Raw genomic sequence first — 19431 nt, forward strand, 5'->3', positions numbered from 1 at the left:
GAGAAATACATGGAGAAAAGAAAAAGACTACTAATATGCCTATTGTTGTTACTCACTTTCATAGGAAGCGTTGCAGCACAGGAGTTGATTACGAACATATATGGTCGTGATATACGTTTACTGAATGGTAAATGGAACGCTATTATTGATCTATATGATCAGGGACAACGGATGAAAATCTATGAGAATCAACAGCCGAAAGGAAATGCGGATTTCTTTGAGTATGCTTTCGAGGGCGGATTACGTCTTAATGTACCGGGGGATTGGAATTCACAATTACCGGAACTGAAATATTATGAAGGAACAGTATGGTATGCCCGGCATTTTGTAGCTGAGCGTTTGGCTAATAAGCGTCAGTTTCTTTATTTTGGTGCTGTTAGCTATCGTTGCAAGGTCTATCTGAATGGTAAGGAGATAGCAGAGCATGAGGGTGGTTTTACTCCCTTCCAAATGGAAGTAACAGAATTGTTGAGAGATGGCGATAACTTTTTGGTAGTAGAAGTCAATAATCGTCGTACTAAAGATGCGATTCCTGCGATGGCATTTGATTGGTGGAACTATGGTGGTATCACGAGAGATGTACTGTTAGTGAAAACTCCACAGACATTTATACAGGACTATTTTATCCAATTAGATAAAAATGCTCCGGACCGAATAATCACTAAAGTGCATCTTTCTGATAAAAAAGCGGGTGAGAAGGTGATTGTTACTATTCCCGAACTGAAGATTAATACTGAGTTGATAACAGATGCAGAAGGAAGGGCAGAAACTATATTAAATGCGAAGAAACTGCAACGCTGGTCACCAGAAAATCCAAAGCTCTATACTGTAGGTCTTTCTACTGGTAGCGATTATGCGGAAGAACAAATCGGTTTTCGTAATATAGTAGTAAAAGGAACAGATATTTATCTGAATGGGAGACCTACATTTATGTTTAGTATTTCTTTCCATGAGGAAATACCGCAACGGATGGGGCGTGCTTTTTCAGAAGCGGATGCAGCAATGTTGCTGAATGAGGCAAAAGAATTGGGAGTGAATATGATTCGTTTAGCACACTATCCACAAAATGAATATACAGTTCGTCTGGCGGAAAAAATGGGATTTATTCTTTGGCAGGAAATTCCTATTTGGCAAGGTATAGACTTTACAGACAGTACTACTAAACAGAAAGCTCAGAGGATGCTGTCTGAGATGATTAAACGTGACCAGAATCGTTGTGCAGTGGGTTATTGGGGTGTTGCGAATGAAACACAACCTTCTAAGGAACGTAATGAATTTCTTACTTCCTTGTTAGAAGTGGGGAAACAATTAGATACTACTCGTTTATATGTAGCTGCTTTTGATTTGGTACACTTCAATCATGAGAAACAACGTTTTGTCATGGAGGACTCTTTCACATCTCAATTAGATGTAGTAGCAATTAATAAATATATGGGTTGGTATCATCCCTGGCCTGTTGAGCCCAAAGATGCAATTTGGGAGGTTGTGACAGATAAACCACTGATTATTTCTGAATTTGGTGGAGAAGCTCTTTATGGGCAATCAGGTGATGAAAATGTGGCAAGTTCTTGGAGTGAAGAGTATCAGGCGCGATTGTATAGAGATAATATAAGGATGTTTGATAATATACCCAATTTGCGTGGAGTGTCACCATGGATATTATTTGATTTCCGTTCTCCTTTTCGTTTTCATCCGACAAATCAGGATGGCTGGAATCGTAAAGGATTGGTTTCTGATCAGGGAATGCGTAAAAAGGCTTGGTACATAATGAAGGCTTATTATAGGAAGAAAGGTGCAAATTACTAACAACTAACTGTTATGAAATCTATGAGATTGAGGTGTAAATTTTTGTTGGGTACTTTATTTTTATTGCTCTCATTTTTTGCGGGTGGAGCGTATGCACAACAAAAGGTTATTAAGATATTGGCTATCGGTAATAGTTTCTCGCAAGATGCGGTAGAACAATATTTACATGATTTGGCAGATGCGGAAGGTATTCCTGTGATCATCGGCGATATGTTTATCGGTGGATGTTCTTTAGAACGTCATGTGAAAAATGCTCGTAACAATGATCCGGCTTATGCTTATCGAAAGATAGGTTTGGATGGTAAGAAGGTAGAACAAAAGAATGTGACGTTAGAAATTGCGTTGGCAGACGAAGATTGGGATTATGTGAGTCTTCAACAAGCTAGTTCTTTTTCTGGAATGTTTGAGACATATGAAGCGTCATTACCGGAGCTTGTAAAGTATGTAAAAGCACGTCTTCCCAATAAAACGGAACTGATGCTGCATCAGACATGGGCATATGCAGCAAATGCGACAAACTCAGGCTTTAAGAATTATGGACGGGATCAACTGATGATGTATCATTCTATTGTGGATGCTGTGAAAAAGGCATCAACACTGTCGAAGATAAAAATGATAATTCCTACGGGGACAGCTATCCAAAATGCACGTACTTCATTTATCGGCGATCATATGAATCGTGACGGATATCATCTCGATTTGAAGATCGGACGTTATACAGCTGCCTGTACATGGTTTGAGAAAATATTTGAACGTAATGTTATTGGGAATCCATATTATCCGAAAGGTATGAACTATGATCAGCGGGAAGTGGCACAAAAAGCTGCTCATGAAGCTGTACGGCATCCGAATCGGATTACGGAACTGACGGAGTTAAAAACACCTGCAGCAAGAGTTAATTACGATGAAAGCAAAGTTCCTGATTATACACTTCCGGATGTGTTGACTTTGGGTAATGGTAAAAAGGTGACTACTGCAAAAGAATGGCTGAAAAAACGCCGTCCGGAATTGATTCACCTTTTTGAAACACAAATGTATGGCAAGGCTCCTGCACATCCGAAGGATTTACACTTTCGCGTGTTGACTGAAGACAAAAACGCATTGAATGGTTTGGCTACGCGTAAGGAAGTAGCTATTTATCTTACAAAAGACGAAAAATATTTTATAACAGTATTGATCTATCTGCCTAATCAAAGACAAGGAGCAGTTCCTCTATTTTTCGGGATAAACTTCAAGGGGAATCATGCTATTCATCCGGATGAAGGTATAACTTTACCATCGGAAGAAAAATTGGCTGCTTATGGTAGAAAACGCATGTTTCCGCGTGGTAATGCAGCTTCTAGGTGGCCGGTGGAAATGTTGATGGAACATGGCTACGGTTTGGCTACATTTTATCGTGGAGATATTGATCCTGATTTTGATGATGCATTTCGGAATGGAGTTCATCCGTTATTTTATAAAAAGGGACAGACTCGACCGGCTGAAGATGAATGGGGAACCTTGGCTGCCTGGGCATGGGGGATGAGTTGTACAATGGATTATTTTGAAACAGACAAAGATATTGACGCAAAGCGTGTGGCTATTCTCGGGCATTCACGCCTTGGAAAAACGACCTTATGGGCCGGTGCAATAGACCCGCGTTTTGCTTTGGTCATTTCCAATAATTCGGGTTGCGGTGGCGCAGCGTTATCCAGAAGAAAAGTAGGGGAAACAGTACGGGCGGTAAACCGTCAGTTTACACATTGGTTCTGTCGGAACTTTTGGCAATATAATGATAAAGAAGAAAAACTTCCTATCGACCAACATGAATTAATTGCTCTGATAGCTCCCCGCCCTGTTTATATTGCAAGTGCGGAAGAAGATCGTTGGGCCGATCCCAAAGGGGAATTTCTTTCTGGACTATATGCTTCTCCTGTTTATGAATTGTTTGGTCTGCCTGGATTGCCTGTAAAAGAAATGCCGATTGTCAATCAGCCTGTATTATCCGGTACTATTGGCTATCATATCCGTTCGGGACAGCATGATATAAACCTGTATGACTGGACGCAGTATGTGAAGTTTGCTGATAAACATTTGAAAAAAGATAAATAATAGTAGTAGGCGGTATGTCTATCTTGAAAAGCTATATTTGATTAATGAAATAATAACTAACCGATGAAAACGCAATGAGAAAGAAAGTATTTACTTTTGGTGTATGTCTATTGGGAATTGCATGTACCCTTTCGGCAAAAGACAAAAAGACTGCTCCTTTGTATAAAGATGCCAAAGCACCAATTGAAAGACGAATCGATGATTTGTTGTCACGCATGACTTTGGAAGAGAAAATTCTGCAATTAAACCAATATACCATGGGGCGGAATAATAATGTAAATAATATAGGAGAGGAGGTTAAGAAAGTACCGGCTGAAATCGGTTCATTAATTTATTATGATATAAATCCTATACTACGTAACCATGTTCAGAAGAAAGCAGTGGAAGAGTCCCGTTTGGGTATTCCTATTATTTTTGGTTATGATGCTATTCATGGTTTTCGTACTGTATATCCTATTTCACTGGGACAAGCCTGTTCCTGGAATCCCGAATTGGTAGAACAGGCGTGTGCTGTTACTGCACAAGAAGCCCGTATGTCAGGAGTTGATTGGACATTCTCGCCAATGATTGATGTTGCACGTGATCCTCGTTGGGGACGTGTTGCTGAGGGATATGGAGAAGACCCTTATACAAATGGGGTGTTTGCTGCAGCTTCAGTACGTGGTTACCAAGGTGACGACATGTCTGCGGAAGACCGTATAGCCGCTTGTCTGAAACATTATGTAGGCTACGGAGCATCCGAGGCAGGACGTGACTATGTTTATACCGAAATCTCCAAACAGACTCTTTGGGATACTTATCTGCTCCCTTATGAAATGGGCGTGAAAGCCGGTGCGGCAACTTTGATGAGTTCTTTTAATGATATCAGCGGTGTACCTGGCTCAGCGAACCCCTATATCATGACCGAGATATTAAAGAAACGTTGGGGACATGATGGCTTTATTGTTTCCGATTGGGGAGCTATCGAACAGTTGAAAAATCAGGGACTGGCAGCGACCAAAAAAGAAGCTGCAGTGTATGCTTTCAATGCCGGTCTTGAAATGGATATGATGTCTCATGCCTACGACCGTCACATGAAAGAACTGATAGAGGAAGGAAAAATATCAATGGCTCAGGTCGATGAATCTGTTCGTCGTGTTTTACGTGTGAAGTTTCGTCTCGGTCTGTTCGAGCGTCCTTATACTCCTGCTACGAGTGAGAAAGAACGTTTCTTCCGTCCGCAAAGCATGGATATTGCCGCCCGACTTGCGGCTGAATCCATGGTCTTGCTGAAAAACGAAAACAAGACCTTACCACTGACCGATAAAAAGAAGATTGCTGTAATAGGCCCTATGGCAAAAAATGGATGGGATTTATTAGGTTCTTGGTGCGGTCATGGAAAAGATACGGACGTCGCCATGCTTTATGATGGACTGGCAACAGAATTTGCCGGAAAAGCCGAACTTCGCTACGCATTAGGTTGTACTACGAAAGGTGACAATACGGACGGATTTGCTGAAGCACTGGAAGCTGCGCGCTGGTCTGACGTAGTAGTTCTTTGCCTGGGTGAGATGATGACCTGGAGTGGTGAGAACGCTTCCCGCTCTTCCATCGCACTGCCACAGATTCAGGAAGAACTAGCGAAAGAACTGAAGAAAGCCGATAAACCTATTGTACTGGTATTGGTAAACGGACGTCCATTGGAACTGAACCGCCTGGAATCTGTTTCTGATGCCATACTGGAAATCTGGCAACCGGGCGTAAATGGCGCTCTTCCGATGGCGGGCATATTGTCAGGACGTATCAACCCTTCGGGTAAACTCGCCATGACTTTCCCTTACTCAACAGGACAGATTCCTATCTATTATAACCGCCGTAAAAGCGGCCGCGGACACCAGGGATTCTATAAAGACATCACCAGTGACCCATTGTATCCCTTCGGCCACGGCTTGAGCTACACAGAATTCAAGTATGGCACTCTCACCCCTTCCGCTACAAAAGTGAAACGCGGTGAGAAACTATCAGCAGAAGTCACCGTCACCAATATCGGTGACCGTGACGGAGCAGAAACAGTCCACTGGTTTATCTCCGACCCGTATTGCTCAATCACGCGTCCTGTCAAAGAATTGAAGCACTTCGAGAAACAACTCATCAAAGCCGGAGAAACGAAAACATTCCGTTTCGACATAGATCTTGAACGTGATTTCGGCTTTGTCAATGATGACGGCAAACGTTTCCTCGAAGCAGGAGAATATCATATTCTGGTGCAAGGACAAACGGTCAAAGTGGAACTGACAGACTAAAGAAAGTAGAACTGACAGATTAAAGATATAAAGAACGAAAGTGTGTCAAAAGCTAATAACCAAAGTTGATAATCAGATTGGCTTTTGACACATTCTATATTAACACATAACCACCATGAAAAAGAAAATAGGTATCATAAGCCTATGCATGCTTGCATGCAGCATCCTGACCTGTGCACAGACAATCACTCCCCAGGCTGAACAACGCGCAAAGGAAATTGTATCCAAAATGACTTTGCCAGAGAAAATAGATTATATCTCCGGATATACGAGCTTTTCCCTTCGTGCTATCCCCCGTTTGGGTATACCTGAAATACGACTGGCTGACGGTCCTCAGGGAATCCGTAACCATGCCCCTAAAAGCACCCTTTATCCGTCGGGTATCCTTTCCGCCTCTACCTGGAATCGTGACTTGCTTTACAAATTAGGTCAAGGCTTGGGACAGGATGCCAAAGCCCGTGGAGTAAGTATCCTGCTGGGCCCCGGCGTGAACATCTACCGTGCCCCCCTGTGTGGACGTAACTTTGAGTACTTTGGTGAAGACCCTTATCTAACAGGTGAAACAGCCAAACAATATATCCTGGGCGTACAATCGGAAGGCGTGATTGCCACAATCAAGCACTTCGCCGCCAATAATCAGGAATGGAGCCGTCACCACGCCAGCTCTGATATAGACGAGCGCACGTTACATGAAATCTATTTCCCCGCCTTCCGAAAAGCCGTGCAGGAAGCCAATGTAAGCGCCGTAATGAACAGCTACAATCTACTGAACGGTGTCCATGCTACTGAACATAAATGGCTTAATATTGACATCTTGCGTAATCTCTGGGGTTTCAAAGGCATCCTTATGTCTGACTGGACTTCCGTATATTCCGCCGTCGGCGCGGCTAACGCCGGACTTGACCTTGAAATGCCGAAAGGGCGTTTCATGAATGCCGACAATCTTATCCCCGCTATCAAGACGGGTACGGTGACAGAAGAAACCATCAACCTTAAAGTACAGCATATCCTGCAAACACTGATTGCTTACGGCATGCTTGATAAGGAACAGAAAGACAGCAGCATCGCTGAGGATAATCCTTTCTCCCGCCAAACCGCTTTAGAACTTGCCCGCGAAGGCGTAGTCCTGCTGAAGAATGAAGAAAATCTTCTCCCGTTGAAAGGAAAGACCGCCGTAATGGGCCCTAACGCAGACCGTATCCCTACGGGTGGGGGTAGTGGTTTCGTTACTCCGTTCTCTACAGTATCCGTCAGTCAGGGACTGAAGGAACTGAAAAAGAAGAACCTTGTCATGCTGACTGACGATGTGATTTATGAAAATATCGTCCATGAATTCTATACCGACGCCACCCGTCAGACGAAAGGCTTCAAAGCCGAATACTTTAAGAACAAGACACTTTCCGGCGCGCCGGAAGTGACCCGTGTAGAGCCTTCTATAGATTATGACTGGCAATATGGCGCCCCACTGGATGGTTTCCCGGAAGACGGCTTCTCTATCCGTTGGGCAGCCAGCTACATCTCCCAATCGGACGGCCAATTGAAACTCCACATTGGCGGTGATGACGGTTACCGCCTTTTTGTGAATGACAAGCATATCACAGGTGACTGGGGTAATCACTCTTACTCGAGCCGTGAAGTTGAACTCCCTGTTGAAGCAGGTAAGGAATATCGCTTCCGTATAGAATTTTTCGATAATATATCCTCGGCAATTATCCGCTTCAATGCTTTCAGACTGAATGAAGATAAGCTGCGTCAGGGATTGGCAAAGGTTGACAATGTGGTATTCTGCACAGGCTTCAACAGTAATACGGAAGGAGAAGGCTTCGACCGTCCGTTTGGTCTGTTACATTATCAGGAACAGTTTATAAAGAAGATTGCTTCCATGCATCCTAACCTGGTTGTGGTGTTGAATGCCGGTGGTGGAGTGGACTTTACTCCCTGGTTTGATGCGGCAAAAGCCATTTTGATGGCTTGGTATCCCGGACAGGAAGGTGGACAGGCTATTGCTGAAATCCTTACCGGTAAGATTTCCCCGAGCGGCAAGTTACCTATTTCTATTGAAAAGAAATGGGAAGATAATCCGGTACATGACAGCTATTATGAGAACCTGAAAGCGGAAATCAAACGTGTAGACTATTCAGAAGGTGTATTCGTTGGTTATCGGGGTTATGACCGTTCAGGAAAAGAACCTTTTTATCCCTTTGGCTATGGTTTGTCTTATTCCACTTTCGCTTATAGCAATGTGTCTGCGGAGAAAATTGGTGAGCATCAGGTGAAAGTTAGCTTTGATGTCAAGAATACAGGCAGGATGGACGCTTCGGAAGTAGCCCAGGTATATGTGCATGATGTAGAGTCTTCCGTTCCCCGTCCTCTGAAAGAGTTGAAAGGTTATGAGAAGGTATTCTTGAAGAAAGGAGAAACCCAACGTCTCTCCGTTGTGCTGAATGAAGACGCATTCTCTTATTACGATATGAATCAACATCGCTTTGTAGTAGAGAAGGGGAAATTTGAGATTCTCATCGGTCCGGCTTCCAACCAATTACCTTTAAAAGCTACGGTTGAATTATAACTACTGAATGGTCAGCTAGCAAATAACTGAATCATTAAGACTTAATCGACCCCATAGAAATGCGGAGCGAACTCTATGCTATCCGGTTCTGTGGGGTCGATAATTTTATGAGTCTTTTTATTGAATATCCCGAAATTATTACGTTCTTTGTATTACATAAAATGTGTAACGTAAAATATGTAATAAGCCATGAAGCCCTATAATCCATTCCTTGTGTATGGTTACAATAGCCCTGAATACTTTTGTGACCGGGAGAAAGAAACAGATAAAATGATTTCAGCTTTGCTAAATGAACGCAATCTGACTTTAATATCTCCCCGACGCATGGGAAAGACAGGACTTATCAAAAATGTATTCTACCGGATGAAGCGGGAAGAGAATCCGAATGCCGCCTATTTCTATATGGACATCTACTCTACACGTGATTTAAGAGCGTTCATACAGCTACTTGCCCAAAATGTTCTTGGAGAACTGGACACTCTGTCCCAAAACATACTCCGGCAAATGACCGCTTTCTTCAAGTCATGTCGTCCCATCATTAGTGCCGATGAAAGAAGTGGTATGCCTATCGTGTCGTTGGACTTTGCACCCGCCCATGCCGAACAAACCTTGAAAGAAATACTCGACTATATGGTAGCTTCGAAAAAACATTGCTACCTTGCTATCGACGAATTTCAACAAATTACAGAGTATCCGGAAAAAGGTGTAGAAGCATTACTCCGTTCTCATATCCAGTTCATGCCTAATGTCCACTTTATATTTTCAGGAAGTAAAAAGCATGTGATGGAAGAAATGTTCACCTCTGCCAAACGGCCTTTTTATCAAAGTACCCAACTCATTGTATTAAAAGAAATTCCACTGCAAAATTATTATTCATTCGCACATTCATTCTTTGCTAAGGAAAAAAGAGAGTTACCGTTGGAGACATTCTCTTACCTCTACCAACTTGAGAGCGGACATACCTGGTACATTCAAAGTATACTCAACCGATTGTATGAGAAAAGAATCAATCCTATTGACAACCAACTGGTAGATAGCTGCATAAATGACATTCTGGATGAGCAGGAAACCGTATATCAAAGCAACCTGACGCTACTGACCAACAACCAGGTGGAACTACTAAAAGCCATTGCAACAGAAGGTTGCGTAAAAAGTATCAATGCTGGCGACTTTATCAAAAGGCATCATTTGAAAACACCCAGCAGTGTAAATGTTGCATTGAAATCTCTACTAAATAAAGAACTGATATATAATACTCCCGATGGCTACATTGTCTACGATCGTTTTTTTGGGAAATGGCTGAAAGATACAGTTATCTGATGCCCTTTTCATGTACAAATGCTAATTTATTTACCAATAGAATAGTATGATTTTTGTTTAAAACGGCACGGGAATGAACCAAATAATAACTAACTTAGATAGCTTACAATAAAGTTGAAAATGGGAAAGTATCTTGCACCTTACACTTGTTGAGTATATGTCGTTGATATATAGTGATTTACCATAGTGCAAGATACAGTTGCAGATGTGTGTAAGATACATCTATCTTGCACTATGTCTTATCTGTAAGAATCGTGTCATATCCATAGAAGTACACTGAGTAATTAATAATACCACGTATGAATGACTTGTTCATGCGGGAAAACAAAGTGTTTAGTGCCTTGAAACACTTTGTTTCGCGCCTTTGAACACTTTGTTTCCCGGTACTAAACACTTTGTTTCAAGCGCATGAAACTAATTTAACCTGCTGTTAACAGGAAATAAAACAGCAAGCAATGATGAAAAAGTTAGTGCAAGATAGATGTATCTTGCACGCATCTGCAACCATATCTTGCACAGTAGTAATCAATTGTATATCAATATAATAGTTGCATATAGTGTAAGGTGTAAGATACTTTCTCGTTTTTAAACTCTATAGAAGAAATGCATAAATAAGTTATGATTTAGCTAATAATCTGAGTATCATTGAGTTAAAAAGAAATGCTATAAACTGCCCATCAACTGTTAATAGTTGAGATGTCAGGTATTAATAGTTGATGCGTCAGGTGTTAATACTTGATACATCAGCTATTAACATCCAAGACACAAGCTATATATGCCTTGTACATTGAATCTATATACGCTGTACATTGGGTCTATATGATCTGCACGTTGGAACTATATATCCTCTCGATAACCAATCATTCCTGATGTTCGTTTGATTCAAATCGGTACCGCTATGAATCAAACGATTTAATTAATTACTCAGACGAGCGAAGCGACGAAGCAAATATATAAGCATTATAATTCTTCTCCTCTGTCAGTTTGTTTTTTTGTTTAATTCTTGGCAAAGAAGAAATTTATTGTACCTTTGTAGTACTCTTCTTACAACCAGGCAGGAAACCTGCCTCTTTTTTGTGGCGGGCATTTTTATGCCTGTCCAGATACTCCATAAGGCGGTTTCGTACCCCCGTGTGGAGTGTTAATGCACCCACTGCCTGGTTGGTGAAGAGTAACGGGAAAGGCGAAACCGCTCTTGTTATTCAGAAAATCTTCGCCTGCCACATTACTCATAATCATTATTATGGAAACAACCCAAGTAACCGTTCAACCAACGGTGGGAGGTATGGTAACAGCTCCCCAAAAAGTATTTTATGTTCCTGTTGAAGAATTAAAAGACTTCTATCTCAAATTCGCTCACTTCCTGAATCCGGATGCCTGCTCTGCAAATCGCACTGAATTTGAAATGCTGAACATTCTACTGAAAGACCTAAGGAAAAACATGGAAGTACTGAATCGTCTCAATATGCATGTATGGCATGAAGGCATAGCAGAAATTCAAACCTTATGTGGTGCTTACTCCATACAGGATAATTTGGGTAAAAAAGAGCGTATGCAAATGAATATTTCTATGGGAAAACATTTACAGTTTCTCATTCAAACAACTATGGATAGTCCTATGCTTAAACAGATGTATAAGAATTACTCTCTACATTACAACCGTGTAGAAGGTTTGCTTAAACAAATGGCAAAAGAGATGAATCAGCTCAATAACCCTGATACTTATCCAAAGATATAGTAATGAGTTTCAAAGTATAAAAAAGATGGAGAAAGAGACTCAGTTCCCTTTCTCCATCTTTAATTTTTCATTATAACAAAAGTATGCTTTCTTATAGGGAATCAATCCTTTTTACAGTTGAACTCTGAAGGAAGGCATCCGAACTCTTCCTTGAAATATTTAGCGAATTGTTTGGGTGACAGTCCCACTTGATAAGCGATTTGAGAAATGCTTTCCTGGCTCTGTTCCAATAATTGCTTTCCTCTTTTTATGCGCAAGACACGTATAAATTCAAGGGGTGACTTACCTGTTATCGTCATTAGTTTTTTGTATAAGTGACCACGACTCATTCCGACGGCCGTACTTAGGTCTTCGACAGAGAAATCGGTATTGTCCATATTCTCTTCCACTGCTTGTATGGCTCGCTCAATAAGTCTTTCATCAATAGTACTGATGGTAATTTCGGCAGGAGACACTTCTACTTTTCCGAATCGTTGATGGTTACGGCTACTCCATTCTAGCAGCTTTTGGATACGGAGTAGAAGAATATCCAGGTTGAAAGGCTTGGTGATATAGTCATCGGCACCTTCACGCAATCCTTCCAGCATATGTTCCTGGGCGGTTCGTGCAGTCAGTAAAATAACAGGGATATGTGAGTAACGGATGTCTCCCTTTATCTTATTGCATAGCTCCAGTCCGTTCATTATCGGCATACGGACATCGCTTATCACAAGGCTGATATCATGTAGGGCTAATATCTCCATTGCCTTTTCACCTTGTTCGGCCTCATAAACAGTGAATCGGTCTTTCAGGCAGTCAACAATGAACTGTCGGAAATCTTCGTTGTCCTCCACAATAAGTAGTGAACAACCTGTTGGCGTTTTTGCTTGCTCCGGTTCTTCCCGAATGTCTAGTCTTTCAGTTGGCGTTGCCGTGGTATTTATGTTCTTACATTCATGTCGTATGGGGAACATAAATTCAAAGATAGTACCTTGGGGATGATTATCGCGAATTTGAATGTCACCATTATGGAGAGTAACATATTCTTTGACTATATGCATACCTATGCCACTGCCGATATAATCAGTGGACGAGTGTTCTTCTTGATAGAAACGGTCGAATATTTTAGCTTTGTTTTCTTCACGTATACCGATTCCGGTATCCGCCACTTGGATGCAGGCATACTCTCTCTCATCTTGTATGATACGATTCAGCACTACGTTCACGCTTCCGTGATTCACGTTGTATTTGAACGCATTCGATAGTAGGTTAAGCATTATGCGCTGCATTTTATTCTTATCAAAGTCTGTTTCCAGACTATCGGTTTTCAATGAAAGACTGAAGGTAATATCCTTTTTGTCGCCGTACGAATAGAAAGAATCACATATCTCTTTGATAAAATTTGCCAAATCACCGTGGGAAGGATTGAGTTGTGCTTTACCATTGTCCAGCCGGCGTAAATCAAGCAGTTGGTTGATAACGTCCAGAAGTGCCAATGCATTGCGATGAATCAACTTCAATTCTTTTTTTATGTCTTGTGCTGTATTAGTAGCCAGTATTTGCTCAAGGGGAGTGATGATAAGAGACAAAGGAGTGCGCAGGTCATGGCTTACGTTAGTGAAAAATCGTAATTTGGCTTCGTCAATTTCATGCTGCTGTACCGTTTCCATATCCCGTTTTTGTTGAAGCAATAATCGACGGTGCTTCCGTTTCATATGGATAAAGATAAGTGATATGGCACTCACCAACAGTAATGCATAGATACTGTAAGCTAAGTTGGAAAGCCAGAATGGCGGATACACATTGATGGAAAGTGTAGCACTTGCATCGTTTTCATAATCGTGAACCTTCATTACCCGTACTTGAAGTTGATAAGTTCCGGGAGCCAGTTTATTGAAATAAATCCGGTTTCCCTCCAGCTTTGTCCATTCTTCGTTCTTATTGAGCCTGTATTCATATTGCAACTTGTGCAGATTTCCATAGTCCATAGCCGAAATTTCCACAGCGAAACTATTGTCTGAATAGTTCAGGTTAAGGTTGTTAAGCAACTGTATGTTTTTTGTGAGAATGATGTGTCCGTTGTGTGCAGGTCTGTTTGCATTGACACACTCATTGTCAATATATAAATCAGTGAATATCACTTGGCGGTCAAAGTAAAACAAGTCATTGCCGCGTGCGATGATTTTTACATACCCTCCTCCGCCTCCGGCAATTACTTCATTCCTGTGATTGCAGAAGATTGAAAAATTATTGAAGGTAAGGTTACCGATTCCATCTTCTTCATAATAAGGGTGGCAACGGAAATCGGGCATATCGGCATCATCGGATTTCACTACTTCCACGTGAGTGATGCCATGGTCTGTAGTGAGCCACATATTGTGAGATGCATCTTCGATAATGGCACGTATATATGAATGGGAAACACCGTTTGAGGTATTCAAATTGATTAGTTTATTTTGCTTCGGGCTATACACGTTGACCCCTTTTCGTCCGCCTATCCATAGCAGATCGCGTGAATCTTGATAGATGCAATTGGCAAATTTATCTTGTATCACTTCTTCACCATCGGCTGTTTGTTCCAATATCGTCATTTCCCGGGTGGAAGTATTCATGTGGTACACTCCCGAACTGGTAGCCACATAGAGAGAATAACCTTCAACATATGCCAGGTCGGCAATGTAATTGGTCAGTAAAGTCGAATTACTCATGGTGTAGTCTTTAAGCGTTCCGGAAGGTTCCAGGCAATAGAGTCCTTGCGAGTAAGTGGCAAACCATAAGTTACCGGCATTATCTTGTGTAATACGACGTATGTACTGAGGCAATTCCACCGGATTATTTTCCGGTGCTTTGAGTGGGGTGAACTGACCGTTTTGATAATAAAACGCTCCACCACCGAAACTTCCCCACCACACTCTGCCTTTGTTGTCATGGAAGGAACAAACAATCAAGTCGGAAGGAATCTCTTTATTCTTTGATTTATAATAAGTATAGGTGTTTTTATCCTTGTCGTAACTGGCTATGCCTTCACCGTCAAATCCCAACCATAGTTTGCCCTCTCGCTCTTCGTAGAAACAACTGACATCTTCCAGTTGGGGACAATAATGGTTTTCGAATATTAGATTGTTCAATCCTGAATAAGCTACGCCCTGTTTGCCGGTTCCTATCCATATCACGTCGCGGTTGTCCTTATAGATATAAGTCACGTGATTGTCTGGTAGGGAATATAATTTGTCGACATCCTTGAATAGCCGTGTCACCTTGCCCTTTTCTTTATCATACGGACATATGAATATTCCTCTGCCATCGGTACCCATCCAGATATTCCCTTTGCCATCGTCGGTTATAGTGGTAATCATGGTTCGTTCTCTACTGAGTTCCGTTCGGGCGGCAAAGTCAATCCAGCTGTTTTCCGTCAGAGAATAACATTTAACATCCGCGCTGTGCGGGGCGTATATCCAAAGCCGGGAAGAAAAGTCCAGATAAATGTGAGGCACATAAGTGGTATGTATTTCCGTATGAAACAGTTTTGTTATGGATTTATGCATCCAGTCTATGTTAATCACATTTCCATCGGCCATGAGAATATAACATTTCTTGTTGCGGCAAGCCATGTCGGCAATGTTTACGCTGCCCGGAAGTGACTGTTTGTACAACGTTTCGTCGGAGAATATGTAGTAATACAATGTGTTGTCTGCAACGCACCACAGGTTCTTGTCGTCATCTACGAATAATTGCCTGGGGCTTTCAAAGATACCTATCTTGTGTAGAAGAAGGTCCGTCCTGTTGTCCAGTTCGTCCATTTCACGGTCATAAAAACAATAGTTAACCGGAGTTTTTATCCATATATTGCCGGCTGCATCTTCTGCTACCCATTCTACGCTATTGTTGTATGCTCCCTGCCGGAGGGTGGTATAAGTTTTGAAATGATAACCGTCATAGCGGTTCAGTCCGTCGCGGGTGGCAAACCACATGAACCCATATTTATCTCGTTCTATCGCCTGAATATAATTGTCGGACATACCTGTTTTTACTCCCAACTGGTGAAAACTCATTTCGTTTGAAGCGTATGATGCCAGGCTATTCAGCAAGGAGATAAGAAGAAACAAAGGAATTTGTAAGTGTCTTTTCATAACTGTATCTTTTCACGTTGCTAAGTTAAGAATTCCGTTCATAAATCCTTTATCCCGAATGTATCATTTTAAGGGAAGGTATGTGTCTTTTGTATCTTTTTCTATCCCAAATCGATTATTCTCCGGTCGGGATACAAACCGGATAGTTTGAAAATCAAATGAGAAACAGGTGGTACTATTTTATTCGTACATTTGCCACAGTCAAAAGGAAGTCCTTAAATCGACAGAATAAAAACCTATCAAATATTTATATTATGAATCTAAGATCCAGAAAAACAGTATTTATCACAGGGCTCTGCCTGGCCTCTCTGGTTAGTGGTATTCCTCTTTCCGCTAATGCGTCTGCCGACACGGCAGAAATGATACAACAGCAATCCGTTAAAATAAAAGGACGGGTGACAGATGCCTCGGGAGAACCGGTGATTGGTGCAAATGTAGTACAGAAAGGTACGACAAACGGAACTATCACTGATTTGAACGGTGATTTTACATTAACCGTTTCGCAAGGGGCGGTTTTGCAGGTCAGCTTTATTGGCTATAAGCAGCAGGAAGTATCCTTAAAGAATGGACAGACCCGGGTGACTGTTATTCTCAAGGATGACACGGAACTACTGGACGAGGTTGTCGTAGTGGGTTACGGTACAATGAAGAAGCGTGATTTGAGTGGCGCCGTTTCGCAGATAAAAAGTGACGATCTGATGAAAGGCAATCCTACTGATTTGAGTAAGGGGTTGGCGGGCAAGATTGCCGGTGTACAGGTAAATCAAAGTGACGGCGCTCCGGGCGGCGGCATCAGTATTCAGATTCGCGGTACGAACTCTTTCTCTACCAACTCACAACCTCTTTATATTGTAGACGGCGTACCGTTTGATACGGGAGATACTCCTGCAAGCGATACGAATAACAGTCAGAATAAATCAAACCCATTGGCATTTATCAATCCGCACGACATTCAGAGCATTGATGTCTTGAAAGATGCTTCCGCGACTGCCATATATGGTTCCCGTGGTGCGAACGGAGTTGTTATCATAACTACCAAACGGGGTGAGAAGGGAAATGAAAAGGTGGAATTCAGTGCCAACTTTACATTCTCAAAGATAGCGAAACGTATGGATGTGCTCGACGCATTCACTTATGCCAATTATCAAAACGAGCAAGTGCTCAATGATTATAAATATAGTAATAAGCCTTATGGCAAGCTGCCGTATCCCGGAGCTTGGGAATATCCGGCTTTGCCGGGGGGCGGAAACGATACTTCTGCAGGCAAATACCTGCCGGCACCGGAAGATTTCCTCCGACCGGGTGATTATGTGGATGAATATGGTAACATTTCCTATGTAGGCGTGGCCGACTGGCAGGATTTGATTTATCAGAACGGCTTTTCGCAGGAATATAATATCAGTGTATCGGGCGGCTCGGACAAGGGTTGGCACTCATTCTCCGGTAATTTCCTCACACAGGACGGTATCATCAAGAATTCCGGTTTTACCCGTTATTCATTGCGTTCCAATATAGGCAGGTATGTAACCAAATGGTTGGAAATGGGCATGAATACCAGTTTCACACATACTGATACGGATTTCTCGAAGACCAACTCTTCTGATTGTGGTGTTATCCGTTCTGCATTGGTGTTTCCCTCAACGTATGACCCGCAGAAGAATAAGGCGGAAACTGGTGAATTGAGCTGGCTTGCCTCCAATCCATTGGCTTATATTACCAACACTAAGGATAATTTGCGCAGCATAAACGTGTTCAATTCAAGCTATATGGAGGTTAAACTGCTGCCTTTTCTGAAGTTCAGACAGAATTTGGGTATCAGTTACACCAACAATGACCGTGGCATGTACTATGGTCGCGAAACGCAGGAAGGTTCGTCCACTACTAATATCAATGGCAAGGCCGAACAGTCAAGCAACTGGTGGTTGGGAATTACCACTGAATCATTGCTGACGTTTGATAAAACATTCGGTATCCATGGCATTAATGCGGTGGCAGGTTTTACGGCAGAAAAAAACAGTTGGGGAAGCAAAGCGATGTCGGCCACGGGATTTCCCAACGACATCACTCAGGACTTCGATATGAGTTTAGGAGCCAATCCGGGCAAATTGAGGTCTGACAGGGGAGATGCAGCTTTAGCTTCATTCCTGGCACGTGTCAATTACACTCTTATGGACAAATATATCTTTACCGCTTCCTGTCGTGCTGATGGTTCGAGTAAGTTTACCGATAAAAACAAGTGGGCTAGTTTCCTTTCCGGAGCTATCGCATGGCGTATATCGGAAGAGAAGTTTATCAAAGACTTGGGGATATTCAGTAACTTGAAGTTGCGCCTGAGCTATGGTGAAACGGGTAATCAGGGTATCGGAAGTTATCGTACGCTGCCGATGCTTAATATGGCAAACTATCCTTTTGGCGGGGCTATCAACAGCGGTTTTGCCGAAGTGGACTGGAGAGGCCCGGTGTCCGACGACTTGCGCTGGGAGACGACTGCCCAGTATAATGTGGGAATCGATATGGGATTCTTGGATAACCGCATTAACCTGACGGTGGATTATTATCATAAGAAAACACGCGATTTGCTTCAGGATGTGAAAATCCCTTCAAGTACCGGTTTTGGTAGCATGATGGTCAATAGCGGACACATCACTAATGAAGGGCTTGAGCTGACCGGTAAGTTCTATGTGTTGCAGAATACACCGCTGAAATGGAATATCGATGCGAATATCTCATTCAACCGCAACAGGATCGGCGGACTGAAAGCTGACCAGTTTGCGCAGAAATTATGGAGTTCGGCTGATGAGGTGTTCATACAGCGCAATGGTTGTCCTATCGGCGCTATATATGGTTATGTAGAAGATGGATTCTATGATAATCTGGCAGAGGTGATGGCTTCGCCCAGTGCAGATATCCGCGCAAAAGGCGCCGGTATGATTGGTGAAATAAAATACAGGAACTTTGATGATAATCCCGATATTACTTCGGCCGATCGTGTGATTATCGGAGACACGAATCCTGATTTTGTCTATGGCCTTACCAGCAACTTCGAGTGGAAAGGTGTTACATTGAGCTTTTTCCTGCAAGGAAGTCAGGGAAACGACATTTTCAATGGCAACCTGATGGATATGAAGATGGGGAATGTGGGTAATATCACCCGTGAAGCCTATAATACCCGCTGGACAGAAACCAATGCCGCCCAGGCAAAATGGCCGAAAGCGGTTTCGGGTTACGAGCGTAATATGCTCATCTCTAATCGTTATGTGGAAGACGGCTCTTACTTGAAGTTGAAAAGCCTGAATATCGGATATGTCTGGAAACCTAATTTCAAGGGTATCAGCAATGTCAATGTGTATGCCAGCGCAACCAATCTCTTCACCATTACCGGCTATAGCTGGTTCGACCCCGAAGTGAATGCTTTCGGTTCGGATGCCTCCCGGCGTGGTGTTGATGTGTATTCCTATCCCAGCAGCCGCACATTCTCATTGGGTATAAAAGTAGATTTTTAAGATGATAAACAAT

At 42.3% G+C, this 19431-nt stretch carries 9 protein-coding genes; 7 read left to right on the forward strand and 2 right to left on the reverse strand.

The genetic code is table 11. The features are described from left to right. Positions 1-9 precede the first annotated feature (9 nt). From HC965_RS10350 to HC965_RS10370, 5 genes are all read left to right on the forward strand, one after another. Positions 10-1806, forward strand: a complete 1797-nt coding sequence (locus HC965_RS10350) for a glycoside hydrolase family 2 protein (protein ID WP_191031434.1) — start codon at positions 10-12, stop codon at positions 1804-1806. A 21-nt stretch (positions 1807-1827) separates the two neighbouring features. Beyond that, positions 1828-3897, forward strand: a complete 2070-nt coding sequence (locus HC965_RS26855; protein WP_191031518.1) for a DUF4886 domain-containing protein — start codon at positions 1828-1830, stop codon at positions 3895-3897. 74 nt (positions 3898-3971) lie between these two features. Continuing rightward, a complete protein-coding gene (locus HC965_RS10360; RefSeq protein WP_191031435.1) occupies positions 3972-6179 on the forward strand; it encodes a glycoside hydrolase family 3 N-terminal domain-containing protein in 2208 nt (735 codons plus the stop codon). Between the two features lie 115 nt (positions 6180-6294). Then, positions 6295-8748, forward strand: a complete 2454-nt coding sequence (locus HC965_RS10365; protein ID WP_191031436.1) for a glycoside hydrolase family 3 protein — start codon at positions 6295-6297, stop codon at positions 8746-8748. A 189-nt stretch (positions 8749-8937) separates the two neighbouring features. Beyond that, entirely contained in the window at positions 8938-10068 is a 1131-nt protein-coding gene (locus HC965_RS10370) for an ATP-binding protein (RefSeq protein ID WP_191031437.1), read from the forward strand. A gap of 1089 nt (positions 10069-11157) precedes the next feature. Here HC965_RS10370 and HC965_RS10375 read toward each other — a convergent pair. After that, on the reverse strand, positions 11158-11301 hold the full coding sequence (locus tag HC965_RS10375; RefSeq protein WP_223854814.1) for a hypothetical protein: 144 nt from the start codon (positions 11299-11301) through the stop codon (positions 11158-11160). 10 nt (positions 11302-11311) lie between these two features. Between HC965_RS10375 and HC965_RS10380 the strand changes: the two genes are divergently transcribed. After that, a complete protein-coding gene (locus tag HC965_RS10380) occupies positions 11312-11806 on the forward strand; it encodes a hypothetical protein (protein ID WP_191031438.1) in 495 nt (164 codons plus the stop codon). Between the two features lie 101 nt (positions 11807-11907). Here the strand turns inward: HC965_RS10380 and HC965_RS10385 are convergent, their stop codons facing one another. Next, positions 11908-15915 carry a hybrid sensor histidine kinase/response regulator transcription factor gene (locus HC965_RS10385; protein ID WP_223854816.1) on the reverse strand — a complete coding sequence of 1336 codons (4008 nt, stop codon included), beginning with the start codon at positions 15913-15915 and terminating at the stop codon, positions 11908-11910. 254 nt (positions 15916-16169) lie between these two features. Here HC965_RS10385 and HC965_RS10390 point away from each other — a divergent pair, with 254 nt between their 5' ends. Beyond that, complete coding sequence (locus HC965_RS10390) at positions 16170-19418, forward strand: TonB-dependent receptor (protein ID WP_191031439.1); 3249 nt, start codon at positions 16170-16172, stop codon at positions 19416-19418. Positions 19419-19431: the final 13 nt, after the last annotated feature.

It is taken from the genome of Bacteroides sp. GM023, assembly GCF_014750685.1.
GTDB lineage: Bacteria > Bacteroidota > Bacteroidia > Bacteroidales > Bacteroidaceae > Bacteroides.

Excerpts from the sequence above, each read along its gene's own strand:
- HC965_RS10350 (WP_191031434.1), top strand. The coding sequence starts at position 10 with ATGGAGAAAAGAAAAAGACTACTAATATGCCTATTGTTGTTACTCACT.
- HC965_RS26855 (WP_191031518.1), top strand. The coding sequence starts at position 1,828 with ATGAGATTGAGGTGTAAATTTTTGTTGGGTACTTTATTTTTATTGCTC.
- HC965_RS10360 (WP_191031435.1), top strand. The coding sequence starts at position 3,972 with ATGAGAAAGAAAGTATTTACTTTTGGTGTATGTCTATTGGGAATTGCA.
- HC965_RS10365 (WP_191031436.1), top strand. The coding sequence starts at position 6,295 with ATGAAAAAGAAAATAGGTATCATAAGCCTATGCATGCTTGCATGCAGC.
- HC965_RS10370 (WP_191031437.1), top strand. The coding sequence starts at position 8,938 with ATGAAGCCCTATAATCCATTCCTTGTGTATGGTTACAATAGCCCTGAA.
- HC965_RS10375 (WP_223854814.1), bottom strand. The coding sequence starts at position 11,301 with ATGAGTAATGTGGCAGGCGAAGATTTTCTGAATAACAAGAGCGGTTTC.
- HC965_RS10380 (WP_191031438.1), top strand. The coding sequence starts at position 11,312 with ATGGAAACAACCCAAGTAACCGTTCAACCAACGGTGGGAGGTATGGTA.
- HC965_RS10385 (WP_223854816.1), bottom strand. The coding sequence starts at position 15,915 with ATGAAAAGACACTTACAAATTCCTTTGTTTCTTCTTATCTCCTTGCTG.
- HC965_RS10390 (WP_191031439.1), top strand. The coding sequence starts at position 16,170 with ATGAATCTAAGATCCAGAAAAACAGTATTTATCACAGGGCTCTGCCTG.